13 protein-coding genes and 1 tRNA gene are annotated in these 12,801 nt (G+C 29.2%); 13 read left to right on the top strand and 1 reads right to left on the bottom strand.

Going from position 1 to position 12,801, the window contains the following annotated elements; translation table 11 throughout:
- Window positions 1-4: 4 nt before the first annotated feature.
- From nadD to FYJ27_RS07765, 5 genes are all read left to right on the top strand, one after another.
- Window positions 5-616 (top strand): nicotinate-nucleotide adenylyltransferase, encoded by a 612-nt coding sequence (nadD, locus tag FYJ27_RS07745; protein ID WP_216384850.1) that lies wholly within the window; start codon window positions 5-7, stop codon window positions 614-616.
- 17 nt (window positions 617-633) lie between these two features.
- The gene (gene yqeK / locus FYJ27_RS07750) at window positions 634-1,206 is read left to right on the top strand and encodes a bis(5'-nucleosyl)-tetraphosphatase (symmetrical) YqeK (protein ID WP_154484282.1); all 573 of its coding nucleotides are present in this window, start codon (window positions 634-636) and stop codon (window positions 1,204-1,206) included.
- A 6-nt stretch (window positions 1,207-1,212) separates the two neighbouring features.
- The gene (locus FYJ27_RS07755; RefSeq protein ID WP_216384846.1) at window positions 1,213-2,175 is read left to right on the top strand and encodes an LCP family protein; all 963 of its coding nucleotides are present in this window, start codon (window positions 1,213-1,215) and stop codon (window positions 2,173-2,175) included.
- A gap of 21 nt (window positions 2,176-2,196) precedes the next feature.
- A complete protein-coding gene (gene rsfS / locus FYJ27_RS07760) occupies window positions 2,197-2,538 on the top strand; it encodes a ribosome silencing factor (protein ID WP_216384844.1) in 342 nt (113 codons plus the stop codon).
- Window positions 2,539-2,614: 76 nt separating this feature from the next.
- The gene (locus FYJ27_RS07765; RefSeq protein ID WP_154484283.1) at window positions 2,615-2,995 is read left to right on the top strand and encodes a RidA family protein; all 381 of its coding nucleotides are present in this window, start codon (window positions 2,615-2,617) and stop codon (window positions 2,993-2,995) included.
- Window positions 2,996-3,037: 42 nt separating this feature from the next.
- On the opposite strand, the gene FYJ27_RS07770 is transcribed toward FYJ27_RS07765, so the two are convergent.
- A complete protein-coding gene (locus FYJ27_RS07770; RefSeq protein WP_154484284.1) occupies window positions 3,038-4,309 on the bottom strand; it encodes a D-alanyl-D-alanine carboxypeptidase family protein in 1,272 nt (423 codons plus the stop codon).
- 138 nt (window positions 4,310-4,447) lie between these two features.
- Here FYJ27_RS07770 and FYJ27_RS07775 point away from each other — a divergent pair, with 138 nt between their 5' ends.
- The 8 genes from FYJ27_RS07775 (at window position 4,448) to FYJ27_RS07810 (ending at window position 12,709) form a co-directional block, all read left to right on the top strand.
- Window positions 4,448-5,086: a helix-hairpin-helix domain-containing protein gene (locus FYJ27_RS07775; protein ID WP_154484285.1), complete on the top strand. Its 639-nt coding sequence runs from the start codon at window positions 4,448-4,450 to the stop codon at window positions 5,084-5,086.
- Window positions 5,087-5,102: 16 nt separating this feature from the next.
- The gene (selD, locus tag FYJ27_RS07780; RefSeq protein ID WP_154484286.1) at window positions 5,103-6,137 is read left to right on the top strand and encodes a selenide, water dikinase SelD; all 1,035 of its coding nucleotides are present in this window, start codon (window positions 5,103-5,105) and stop codon (window positions 6,135-6,137) included.
- A 19-nt stretch (window positions 6,138-6,156) separates the two neighbouring features.
- Window positions 6,157-7,587, top strand: coding sequence for an L-seryl-tRNA(Sec) selenium transferase (selA, locus tag FYJ27_RS07785; protein ID WP_154484287.1), 1,431 nt, complete (start codon window positions 6,157-6,159; stop codon window positions 7,585-7,587).
- Window position 7,588: 1 nt separating this feature from the next.
- Window positions 7,589-9,517, top strand: coding sequence for a selenocysteine-specific translation elongation factor (selB, locus tag FYJ27_RS07790; RefSeq protein WP_154484288.1), 1,929 nt, complete (start codon window positions 7,589-7,591; stop codon window positions 9,515-9,517).
- A 55-nt stretch (window positions 9,518-9,572) separates the two neighbouring features.
- A complete protein-coding gene (locus FYJ27_RS07795; RefSeq protein WP_320055311.1) occupies window positions 9,573-10,268 on the top strand; it encodes a response regulator transcription factor in 696 nt (231 codons plus the stop codon).
- Window positions 10,237-11,676 (top strand): sensor histidine kinase, encoded by a 1,440-nt coding sequence (locus FYJ27_RS07800; RefSeq protein ID WP_226808538.1) that lies wholly within the window; start codon window positions 10,237-10,239, stop codon window positions 11,674-11,676. The genes FYJ27_RS07795 and FYJ27_RS07800 overlap by 32 nt, the downstream gene beginning before the upstream one ends.
- Before the next feature lie 17 nt (window positions 11,677-11,693).
- Window positions 11,694-12,554, top strand: coding sequence for a GerMN domain-containing protein (locus tag FYJ27_RS07805; RefSeq protein ID WP_154484289.1), 861 nt, complete (start codon window positions 11,694-11,696; stop codon window positions 12,552-12,554).
- Window positions 12,555-12,612: 58 nt separating this feature from the next.
- A tRNA-Sec gene (locus FYJ27_RS07810) sits at window positions 12,613-12,709 on the top strand.
- Window positions 12,710-12,801: the final 92 nt, after the last annotated feature.

Consider the following 12,801-nt stretch of genomic DNA (forward strand, 5'->3'; position numbering starts at 1 on the left):
ATAATTGACAAAGTATAAGATGGGGATAATGGGTGGTACTTTTGATCCCATACATATAGGACATTTAATATTAGCAGAAGAAGCAAAAAATTATTTTGGACTCGATAAAATTATTTTTATCCCTACAGGTAGGCCACCTCACAAACATTGGGATAATATGGCGGAACCTATAAAAAGATATGAAATGACACTATTGGCCACAACAGACAATCCAGATTTTATAGTGTCATCTATAGAAATCGATAGAGAAGGTACTACCTATACTATTGATACAATAAAATATTTAATACAAAAATATAAGGATACAGAATTTTACTTTATAACAGGTGCAGATTCAATAGTAGAAATATCTAATTGGAAAAACTCTAAAGAGCTTCTATCTCTTTGCAAATTTATAACAGCAAAAAGAGCAGTTGTCTCAGACAATAAATTAGAAAAAACTATTAGTGAAATAGAAAAAAAGTTAGGGGTTAGTATAGATATTTTACCTATACCATATATAGACATATCATCTACAAATATAAGAAATAAAATAAAGAAAAATGAATCTATAAAATATTATTTACCTGATAGTGTTAGGGATTATATTTTTAAAAACAAACTATATATTGATTAAAATATGGGGGATTTAATATGTTTGAGGACTGGATACATGAAAAACTTAAGACAGAGATAGGTATTTTGAGATATAATCATTCTATAGGTGTTATGGAGACAAGTATAAAACTAGCAAAATATTATGGTGTTAATGAAAAAAGCGCAGCATTAGCAGGTCTTCTTCATGACTGTGCTAAGTCCAAAGACAAAATAAAATTATTGAAAATGGCTGACGAGTTTGGTATAATTCTAGATAATGTTATGAAAAATAATGTAGAATTAATTCATGGCCCAATAGGTGCTGAAATTGCTAAAAGACAATATAATATAGAAGATAAGAAAATATTATCTGCAATACAGTATCATACTACTGGGAAAGAGGACATGAGTATATTAGAGAAAATTATTTTTATAGCTGATTATATTGAACCTAATAGGAAATTTAAAGGTGTTGAGGAAGCTAGAAAACTAGCCTTTGAAGATCTAGACGAGAGCTTAATCTATGCAATGGATAATACTATTAAGTTTGTTATTAATAGTGGGGGATTAATACATTTAGATACAGTAAAAGCAAGGAATTATTTAAAAATAGAAAAGAGTTTGGAGTGAGGTCTAGTGAAAAAGAAATTTCTTAAAACATTTTTTATATCTTTTTTAGCATTTGCTATTCTTTATAGTGGGGCAGCTTATTATTACATAAATATTAGAGACAAAGAAACTGGGAATAATGCTGATTTATTTAATAAATTTAAGTATGAAGACGACGGTAATGATGAATTGACATTTCTTTTATTAGGTATAGATAGTAAAGATATTGCTAATGATGAAAAAGAAAGATCAGATACTATGATGTTATGTAATGTAAATAAATCAACAGGAAGTGTTTCAATCTTATCAATACCTAGGGATACAAGAGTAGATATTAGAGGAAGAAGAAATAAAGAAAAAATTAATCATGCTCATATGTATGGAGGGCCAGATCTATCAGTAAAGACAGTTAGAGATTTTCTTGGAATAGATTTAGATTATTATGTAAGGGTTGATTATAAAATAGTAGAAGAGTTTGTAGATTTAATAGGTGGCGTTGAGGTAGATGTGCCTATGGATATGCGTTATAGCGATCCAGCAGCTGATCCACCTTTAAATATAAACTTAAAAGAAGGAAGACAGATATTAGATGGAGATAAAGCTTTGCAATTCTTGAGATTTAGAAAAGGTTATAAGGATCAAGATTTGGGAAGAATAAGAGCACAACAACAATTTATTCAATCAGCTATTTCTAAAACATTAAAACCAGGAAATATAGTTAAAGTTCCTAAAATGGTAGAGAGTTATTATAAATACGTAGACACCAACATACCTTTAGAAACAATTATGAGATTTGCATTAAAAGCAAAAGATATAAATACAGAGAATTTAGAAATGGCTACTTTGCCAGGAGAACCAGAAATGATAGATGAAATATCATATTATATAGCTTATGAAGAAGAGATGAGTGAATTAGTTAAAAATATGTTTATTGATCATGAAACAGTAGAGAATAAATCTATAGATAGAGAAGATGAAGAAACCAATTAACACTTACAGGAGGTATTATTAGTGAAGGAACTTGATGAGAGACTTTCTATTATATCAAAGGCTTGTGATGATAAAAAAGCATTTGATGTAAAAATTTTAGATATATCAAAATTAAGTAGCATAGGGGATTATTTTGTTATTGCTAGTGGCAATTCTACAACTCAAGTTGTTGCTATTGCAGATGAAGTTGAGGAAAAGATGGTAAAATCAGGATTTGAATTATTACAAAAAGAAGGACAAAATTCTGCTAGATGGGTTTTGTTGGATTTTGGCGATATTATTGTACATGTATTCCATAAAGAAGATAGGAAGTTTTATAATTTAGAAAGACTTTGGGCAGATAGTCATAAAATTGAAATGTAAATAAAAATACAATCTAAAAGTCTTCTCATTTTCATTGAAAATGGGAAGACTTTTAATACAAGAGGAGGTTTTAAATATGGAAGTAACATATATATCTACAGATAAGGCACCTGCAGCCATAGGCCCTTATTCTCAAGGTACCAAAGTAGGCAATATGGTTTTTACATCTGGTCAATTAGGAATTGATCCTAAAACTGGTGAATTTGTCAATTCTAATATTGAAGAAGAAACAAGACAAAGTTTAAAAAATCTTAAAGCTGTTGTTGAAAAAGCTGGTGGAACCCTTGAAAATGTAGTGAAAGTAACAATATTCATTAAGAATATGGGGGATTTTTCGAAAATAAATGGAGTATATGGAGAATACTTTAATTCTCACAAACCTGCTAGATCCTGTGTAGAAGTAGCTAAATTACCTAAAGATGGAAATGTAGAGATTGAAGCCATAGCAATCATATAAAAAAACTGACTCAAAATGGTTAACCATTTTGAGTCAGTTTTTTTATATGAAAGATTTTCTCTTTCTTCTTTTCGTTTTTTTAATATGTAAAATCATTCTCCAAAATACAAACAAAATAATTAGTGATAACCACCATTTTCCAATTGGATAGTTTTCAATTATTTGTCTATACAAAGGCATTGCTTCTACATTTTCAGTGGAAACAATATTTACATATCCTAAAGAATTCCCATCAAGGAAATATTCAATTTTTCCTAAGGCTTGTCCTTTAGAAATAGGTGCTTCCAATTTAGAAGGAAGGGAAATATTTGTTTTAACTTCAGAACTATTGTCCTTAGGGACATATACATAAAAATCATCTTCTGATACACCAGTTATAAATTTATTGGTTCCATTTTTGATCTTCACATTTCCAATAAACTCATTTTTAGAAGTTAGAAAGTTTTTGTCAAAATTATTAAATCCATAATTTAATAGTTTGTGAGTATCTATATAAATGTTTCTGCCTTGAGACTTCAATACAACAGATATAAGTCTAGTATTTCCTTTTTTTGCAGAAGTAACTAAACAATTTTGAGCAACTGATGTATAACCACTTTTTACCCCATCTACCCCATCATATTTTATAGGTATTGTTTCCCCGTTTAAATCTATTTTTTTCTGACTATATAGCAGCCTATTAGAAGATTGCAAATATCTAGATTCATCTTTTTTATTAGTAGTTGGAATTATATAATAATAATTCTTGACTATATCTCTAAAAGTTTTATTTTTCATAGCATATTTTGCAATAAGAGATAAGTCATAGGCTGTAGTCATGTGCTCATCATTAGGTAATCCATTAGGGTTTTCGAAATGGGTATTTAAAGCTCCAATTTTTTCTGCTTTTTCATTCATTAGCTTTACAAACTCTTCAACACTTCCTGAAATATGTATTGCAATAGCCACAGCTGCATCGTTAGCAGACCCTATTAAAAGGGCATGTACCAAATCATTTAATGTTAACTCTTCCCCAGGCTCTAAAGCAATATGTGTTCCGTCAAGTCCCTCTATTACGTCATCGGTTATAGTGACTTTTTCATTTAAATCACCTAATTCAATGGCCAATATTCCAGTCATTATTTTAGTAGTACTGGCTGGATAAAGTTGTTTATTAGCATTTTTTTCATACAATATTTGTCCTGTTTCTTCATCAATAAGTATTGCCCCTTCTCCAAAAATATCTAAGTCATCAGTAGAAGCATTTTCTGCATAGGAAAAACTACAAGAATTTCCAAGAATAATTACTATTAATATAAGCAATATCTTTTTCAAAGTCCCCACCTTCCTTAACTATATTGATATTAGTATATCAAAAAATAAAGTTATTTTTAATATAAATTAAAAAAAAGAAGGAAAAAACCAGTTTTAATAGAATTAAAGTTAAAAGGAAAGTGGGATGGGGGGATGAAGATGAGAATCTTTACAAAAAGGGAGCAAATAGTTATACTATTGTTAGTCATATTAGTAGGGGCTATTACATTATATGGTTTTTACAGAAATAATAATAAATTAAATGATATGGATTTAAAAGGTAAAGAAATAGGAGAAGAAATGGAAATAGAAGAAACAAATGAAGATGAAAATATAGATGAAGAGCCAGAATATATTATGGTACATATAAGTGGACAAGTATTTAATCCAGGTTTAATTGAGTTAAAGAATGGTTCTAGGGTAATAGATGCAGTAAATAGTGCTGGTGGTCTCAAGGAAGAGGCGGACTTGGATAGGATAAATTTAGCAAAGAAATTAGTAGATGAGCAAAAGATATATATTCCCAAAATAGGGGAAGAAATAGATATAGTAGAAGAGGAAGATGGATCTAGTGAAAGCACTCAAGAAAATTCTGGAGATAGTAGTAATAAAATAAATATAAATACAGGAACTAAAGAAGAATTGATGAGTTTACCTGGTATAGGAGAAGTACTTGCTGAAAGGATCATAGAGTATAGAGAGTCAAATAGTTTTAAATCTATAGAAGATATTAAAAATGTATCAGGAATAGGGGATAAAAAATTCGAAAGTATAGAAGATATGATTATTGTAAATTGAAAGGAATGATATATAAATGGATGAGAAAAGGCTTACTCAATTAACTAAAAGCTCTGGATGAGCTGCAAAATTAGGTCCAGATACCTTGGCACAAGTTTTGTGTCAATTACCAAAAACTTATGATGAGAATTTAATTGTAGGTCTTGATACTTCTGATGATGCAGCAGTTTATAAAATTAATGATGATTTAGCTATTATCCAAACGTTAGACTTTTTCACTCCCGTAGTTGATGATCCTTATACTTTTGGACAAATAGCTGCTGCCAATTCTTTAAGCGATGTTTATGCTATGGGTGGTGAACCAAAATTAGCTATGAATATAGTTTGCTTTCCAAACTGTCTATCCCCAGATGTTTTAACTGAAATTTTAAAAGGTGGACATGATAAAGTAAAAGAGTCTGGTGCCGTATTAGTTGGTGGTCATACTGTTGAAGATGATGAACCTAAATATGGTCTTTCTGTTACCGGTTTTGTTCACCCTAATAAAGTTCTTACCAATGGAGATGCTAAACCTAATGATTTATTAGTACTTACAAAACCTATAGGAACAGGTATTATAAATACTGCAATAAAAGGTGGATTAGCAGCTCAAAACCACTATGATGAAGCTGTTAAAGTAATGACTACATTAAATAAATTTGCAATAGAAGCAGGTAATAAAGTAGGCATAAATGGCTGTACAGACATAACAGGTTTTGGATTATTAGGGCATGGATTAGAATTAGCAGAAGCAAGTTCTGTAACTTTAAAAATCAACCATAAAGATATACCTTTAATTGAAGGAGCATTAGAGTATGCTCAGATGGGGTTAGTGCCAGCAGGAGCTTATTCAAATGAAGTCTATATAGGGGATAAAGTTAAAATTAGTTCAGACATACCAAGGGAGATAGTAGATGTATTATATGATCCACAAACTTCTGGAGGACTTCTTATGTCTGTGCCAGAAGATAAAGTAGATAAATTGTTAGAAGAATTAAAAAATACACCTACTTCTTTTGGAGTTATTGGCAAAGTACTAGATAAGGAAGATAAATATTTAATAATAGAATAAAAGAGAAGGAAGGGTGAAGATGGAAAAGAGAAACTTATTTAGTTTAATACCAAAAGTTGATGAAATTTTAAAAGAACCATTAATGACAAGATTATTAGATAAATTGCCAAGAGTTATAGTAGTAGATTCTATAAGAGAAGAGATCCAATTATTGAGGGAAGATATTAAAAATGATTTTATAACAGAGAAAAATATTGATAAAAGAATTGAGAAACTACCTAGCTTAATAGAAAAAAGAGCCAATAAAAAAAATAGATTTAAGCTCAGAAAGGTTATAAATGGAACAGGGGTGGTTATCCATACTAATTTAGGTAGATCTCCAATTGATGAAGAAATAATGAAAAATGTTTTTGAGATTTCTTCTAATTATTCAAACCTTGAATTTGATTTAGAAAGTGGAAAAAGAGGTTCAAGATATAGTCATTTAGAAAAAATACTATCAGATATAACTGGTGCAGAAGCAGCTATGGTAGTTAATAATAATGCTGCAGCAGTAATGTTGGTTTTAAGCACATTAGCTAAAGAAAAGGAAGTTATAGTCTCTAGAGGAGAGTTAATAGAGATAGGAGGCTCTTTTAGAGTACCTGAAGTCATGGAGCAAAGTGGTGCAATCTTAGTAGATGTAGGAACTACTAATAAGACTCATATATGGGATTATGAAAAGGCTATCAATGAAGAGACTGGAGTTTTTCTAAAAGTTCATACAAGTAACTATAGGATTTTAGGATTTACATCTTCAGTTTCAATAGAAGAATTATACGAATTAAAGAATAAATACAATATTCCCTTAGTAGAGGACTTAGGCAGTGGTGTTTTAATAGATTTATCTAAATATGGCTTAGAATACGAGCCTACAGTCCAAGATTCTATTAAAAAAGGTGTAGATATAGTTACATTTAGTGGAGATAAGCTATTAGGAGGACCTCAGGCTGGGATTATTGTTGGGAAAAGGGAATATATTGATGAAATGAAAAAAAATCCTCTAACTAGGGCCATTAGAGTAGATAAGTTTACAATATCTGCCCTAGAGGCTACTTTAAAATTATATCTAGATGAAGAGGGAATGAAGAAAAAAGTTCCAACAATCAATATGCTAACATTATCTCAAGAAGAATTAGAAAATAAAGCTAATATTTTGAAAGAAAAGTTAAAATGCAATATAAATATAAATGATAAAAATATTGATATAGAAATAGTAGATGATTATTCAGAAGTGGGAGGCGGCTCCTTACCTTTAGAGAAATTGCCTACAAAATGTATATGTATTTCCCTTAAAGATTTGAGCGTATCTAAATTTGAAAAATCTTTAAGAAACTTTAAAACACCTATTATTACTAGAGTATATAAAGATAAAATCTATATTGATATGAGAACTATAAAAGAATCTGACTTTGATACTATAGTTGAAGGAGTATTAGAGACTTTAAATGAAGTTAAAGGGGTGCTTTAAAATGAAGCATTTTATAGTTGGAACTGCAGGACATATTGATCATGGAAAAACTACTTTGATAAAAGCGTTAACAGGGAGAGAAACAGATAGATTAAAGGAAGAACAGAAGAGAGGAATATCTATTGAATTAGGATTTACTTATTTTGATTTACCAAGTGGTAAGAGGGCTGGAATTATAGATGTACCTGGACATGAAAAGTTTGTCAAAAATATGTTGGCAGGAGTTATAGGTATAGATATAGTTATATTGGTAGTAGCTGCAGATGAAGGAGTAATGCCTCAAACAAAAGAACATTTAGATATACTACAGCTATTAGGAATTAAGAAGGGATTTATAGTATTGACTAAAATTGATTTAGTAGATGAAGAATGGATGGAGTTGGTAATGGAGGATATAAAGGAGCATGTAAAAAACACCTTCTTAGAAAACACTCCTATAATACCTGTTTCATCAATTAAAAATATAGGTTTAGATGAAGTGAGAGATAATATAGATAATTTGACCGAAGAAATAGAAGAAAGAAATGTAAAAGATATGCCTAGATTACCAATAGATAGGGTATTTACTATATCTGGTTTTGGAACTATAGTGACAGGGACTTTAATCTCAGGTACTTTTAAAGTAGGGGATGAAGTAGAAATTTTCCCAGGAAATAAAAGAGGAAGGATTAGGTCTTTACAAGTACATGATGAAGCTGCGGATATAGTGGAAGCAGGGCAAAGGGTAGCCATGAACATAGCTGGACTAAAAAAATCAAGTATAGATAGAGGCAATGTAGTTGCTCCAATAGACTCGATGAAAGATACTATGATGTTAGATGTTAAAGTTAAACTTTTAGAAGATATTCCTAAGATTATAGAAAATAGATCAAGAGTTAGACTATATATAGGAACCCAGGAAATCCTATGTAGAATTGTGTTATTAGATAAAGAAGAATTATCTCCTGGAGAAAGTGCTTATGCTCAGTTAAGACTAGAAGAGTCTACTGTAGCTAAGAGAGGGGATAAGTTTATACTAAGATTTTATTCGCCTATGTTTACTATAGGTGGTGGGGAAGTATTAGAAGCCAACCCAGAAAAGAAGAAAAGATTTGACAAACAAGCAATAGAAGAGTTGGAGATAAAAGATAAAGGTGAAACAGAGGATGTTATAGGAAAAGTCATAAAAGATAGAAGCAAGGAATTTCCTACAGTTAAAGATATCTCTATATATACCGCTATGTCTGAAGAAGATGTAAGCAGAGAAATAGAAAATTTAAAATTTAAAAATAAAGTAATTACATTTTCTCTTTTAAAAGATATACATGTAATTCATATAGAATATTTTAATTATTTACAAGGAAAAATTGAAGAAGAATTAAAAAAATATCATATAGATAGACCACTGAAACAGGGAATAGGTAAAGAAGAAATTAGGAGTAAATACTTTAAGGATATAAAACCTAGAGTAGCAGATGAATTTATAAATTTACTTATTAAAAAAGGAATTGTAAAACAAAAGAATGAATATATTTTTCTCGAAGGATTTGAAATCAAATATAATGAAGAGCAAAATAAAATTAAAGAAGAGATTAAGAAAATATTTATTAGGGAAGAATTTTTATTGCCTAAATATGAAGATATTGTTAAAGAAATAAAATTTGACGACGATGAAATTAGACAAGTATTTGAATCCTTATTAGACAGTGGAGAAGTTTTAAAATTAAAAGAGGATATATATATACTAAAAGATATATATGAAAGAGCAATAGCTATTTTAAATGAATACTTAGATAAAAATGGGTCTATAACAGTTTCTCAATATAGGGATTTATTAAATACTAATAGGAAGTCTTCTATTGCACTATTAGAGTATTTTGATGAGATTAAAATAACTAAAAGAGTTGGAGATAAAAGAATTTTTACAGGAAAAATAGAGGAAAACAGATAGAAATATAGAATTATATTATATGTAAATTTATTGTAATATATATGAGGTGATAATAGTGGACACCAAAATATTAATTGTTGATGATGAAAAGTTGTTTGTCAAAGGTCTCAAGTATAGTCTTGAACAAGATGATTATATTATAGAAACAGCATTTGATGGAAAGGAAGCTATTGAAAAAGTAAAAAAAAAGAGATACGATTTAATAATTTTAGATTTAATGTTACCGGGAATTGATGGATTAGAAGTTTGTCAAAAGATTAGACAAGATTCTCAAGTGCCTATTATAATGCTTACTGCTAGAGGAGAAGACATAAATAAAATATTAGGATTAGAATATGGTGCTGATGACTATTTAACTAAACCTTTCAATATTCTAGAATTAAAAGCAAGAATAAAGGCTATACTTAGAAGAGTAAATATGAAAAGTACAAATATTACAGATCAAGTAATTCAAATAGATGATTTTAAAATAAATACATTAGGTAGGAAATTGACTATACATGGTAATGAAGTAAATTTAACGGCTAAAGAATTTGATTTATTACTTTTATTGGCATCCAACCCAGGAAAAGTATTTACAAGGGAAGAGTTATTGGAGACTATATGGGGATATGAATATTTTGGAGATCTTAGAACCGTAGATGTTCATATCAGAAGACTTAGAGAAAAGATTGAAGAGGATTCAGGCCAACCAGAGTATATACTTACAAAGTGGGGAGTTGGTTACTATTTTAGAAGTAAACCACAATAATAAAAAAAAATTTGTAAGTGTTAGGTGGAAACTAGTTTCCACCTATTTATTATTAATATTTATTACATTAATTATAATAAATTTGATAATATGCAAGACTATTTTTAATATATACATAGATCAAGAAAAAAATAGTAGCTTCACTAAGGCTAATATAGTATCTAATAGGGTTAGATTTCAATTAGCATCAGATAGAATGAGTGAAGAATGGATTCAGACTTCTGTAAGAGATTATAGTAAAGAAATAAATTCAAGGATTATAGTTGTAGATAAGGACAATAAAGTTCAACTAGATTCTCATAATTCATTTGTAGGAGATAAATTTTATCATGATGAAATAGTAGAAGCTTTGAAAGGTGAAAATAGTAGTGGGATTTATAATTTTAAACAGTCAGGAAGAGTAATGTATATATCTGTTCCAGTAATAGTCAACAATAAAATAGTAGGGGCAGTTCTTTTATCAACATCTATTGAGCATATACATGATGAAGTAAAGCATATTTGGAGGAAATTAGAGCTGATTTCAGGTATAAGTATGATTGTTATTGCCGTAATAGTTTTTTTATTTGCTGGGGTTATTTTAAAGCCTCTAAATGACTTAAAGAATACTATAAACAAGGTAACTCAGGGCCATTTAGAAGAAAAGGTAAATATAAAAAGTAATGACGAATTTAAAGAAGTTGCAGAAGCTTTTAACATGATGATTACTAAATTAGAAGAAGTAGATAATCAAAGGAAAGATTTTGTGGCAAATGTATCTCATGAACTTAGAACACCTCTTACATCTATAAAAATCCTCTCTGAATCCCTTATTAATCAAGATACTTTTGATAAAGATATTTATAAAGAATTTTTAATAGATATTGATTCAGAAGTAGATAGATTAAACAATATTATTACAGATTTACTTACATTAGTAAATTTAGACAAGGAAAAATTAATTCTAGATAATAAAGTAACTTATATAAATTATTTATTAGAAAAAATAGTTTCTAGAATGGAGCCTATTGCAAAACAAAAAAATATAGAATTAAAACTAATTTTAAATGAAAAGATTCAAATAAAAATAGATGAAGGCAGGATGCAACAAGCTATAATTAATATAATTGATAATGCTATCAAGTATACCCAGCCAGAAGGTATTATAGAAGTAGAATTATATAAAAAGGAAAAACATGCAATAATAAAAATATTAGATAATGGAGTAGGTATACCTGAGGATAAGTTACCTTATATATTTGAAAGATTCTATAGAGTAGATAAGGCTAGATCTAGAAATACTGGTGGAACAGGTCTAGGATTATCTATAGCATGGGAAATAATAACCAGCCATGGTGGTACTATTGATGTAGATAGTCAGGTAGGTGTAGGAAGTATATTTTATATAAAATTGCCTCTTGAAAAATAGGAAATAGGAGGGTTTTTATGAGGAAAAAGTGTACTTTGATTATTTTAATACTTATTTTATCCATGCTCACAAGTTCTTGCCAGCCATATGATGTTTTATCAGAAGATAGCAATAACTTTCCTCCAATTAACCCTATTTCAAAAGATAAGATAGAGGTTATTCTTTATTATCCAAATAGTGAAATGGAACATTTAGTTCCAGAGATTAGAGTCGTATCCCGTTCCAATGAAAAAATTGAGGAAATGGTTGTTAGCGAACTATTAAAAGGTACAAAGAGAAAGGGATTAAAAAATATAATTCCAGAAAATGTAGAAATGCTTTCATTAGATATAGTAGATGATATAGCTTATGTAAGTTTTTCAGATGAATTATATAATAAAAGCTATGGAGAAAAGGAGGAAGCTTTTATTATATATTCTATAGTGAATACTTTAACCAGCATACCTGATATAAATAGGGTTCAAATATTTATAAATGGGAAAGCTATAAATACATTGTTTAAATATTATAGTGTTAGAGAACCTTTAGCTTTTAGCAGTCTTATAGTTAGTAGGGATTATATAAATCCAGTATCTATATTAAATGAATATTATGATAATCTACTTGATGGAGAATATGATAAAAGTATGGATATGCTATATTTAAGCGAGATAGAAAAGGTGAAATTAAATACTTTGAGAATATATCTAGAAAATGAATTTAAGGAAGTAGAGCAATTTGATATTACAGATTATATAATTTATGAATATGGAGATAAATTAAATATGGACGTGGAATTAGTATTTACTTATGAAAAAAACAATAAAAAATCTTCTTATAAAAAAATAGAATTAGTATATGATAAAGATAAGTTTAAAATTAAAGGATTATTATATTGATCATAAAGCTTGAAAAAAATACATTTATGTCTTATAATAGTATTTGTTATATTTTCTTGGGGGTAGATGGGTCCTGGTGGGCCCTCTGGTCTTCAAAACCAGCGCGAGGCGTTAGGAGCGTCTTGGGTGAGTTCGATTCTCACATACTCCCGCCATTGAATACAAGCCACTTAGGTGGTTTTTTTATTTTTTGCAAACATGAATATTTAATTTTACTAAAAAATCGAGGAGTTTGATATACTCCTCG

The organism is Anaerosalibacter bizertensis (assembly GCF_009696605.1).
GTDB lineage: Bacteria > Bacillota > Clostridia > Tissierellales > Sporanaerobacteraceae > Anaerosalibacter > Anaerosalibacter bizertensis.

Bases quoted from the DNA above. Each gene is read 5' to 3' on its own strand.
- yqeK (WP_154484282.1), top strand. From the start codon at position 634: ATGTTTGAGGACTGGATACATGAAAAACTTAAGACAGAGATAGGTATT.
- FYJ27_RS07765 (WP_154484283.1), top strand. From the start codon at position 2,615: ATGGAAGTAACATATATATCTACAGATAAGGCACCTGCAGCCATAGGC.
- FYJ27_RS07775 (WP_154484285.1), top strand. From the start codon at position 4,448: ATGAGAATCTTTACAAAAAGGGAGCAAATAGTTATACTATTGTTAGTC.
- selA (WP_154484287.1), top strand. From the start codon at position 6,157: ATGGAAAAGAGAAACTTATTTAGTTTAATACCAAAAGTTGATGAAATT.
- selB (WP_154484288.1), top strand. From the start codon at position 7,589: ATGAAGCATTTTATAGTTGGAACTGCAGGACATATTGATCATGGAAAA.
- FYJ27_RS07805 (WP_154484289.1), top strand. From the start codon at position 11,694: ATGAGGAAAAAGTGTACTTTGATTATTTTAATACTTATTTTATCCATG.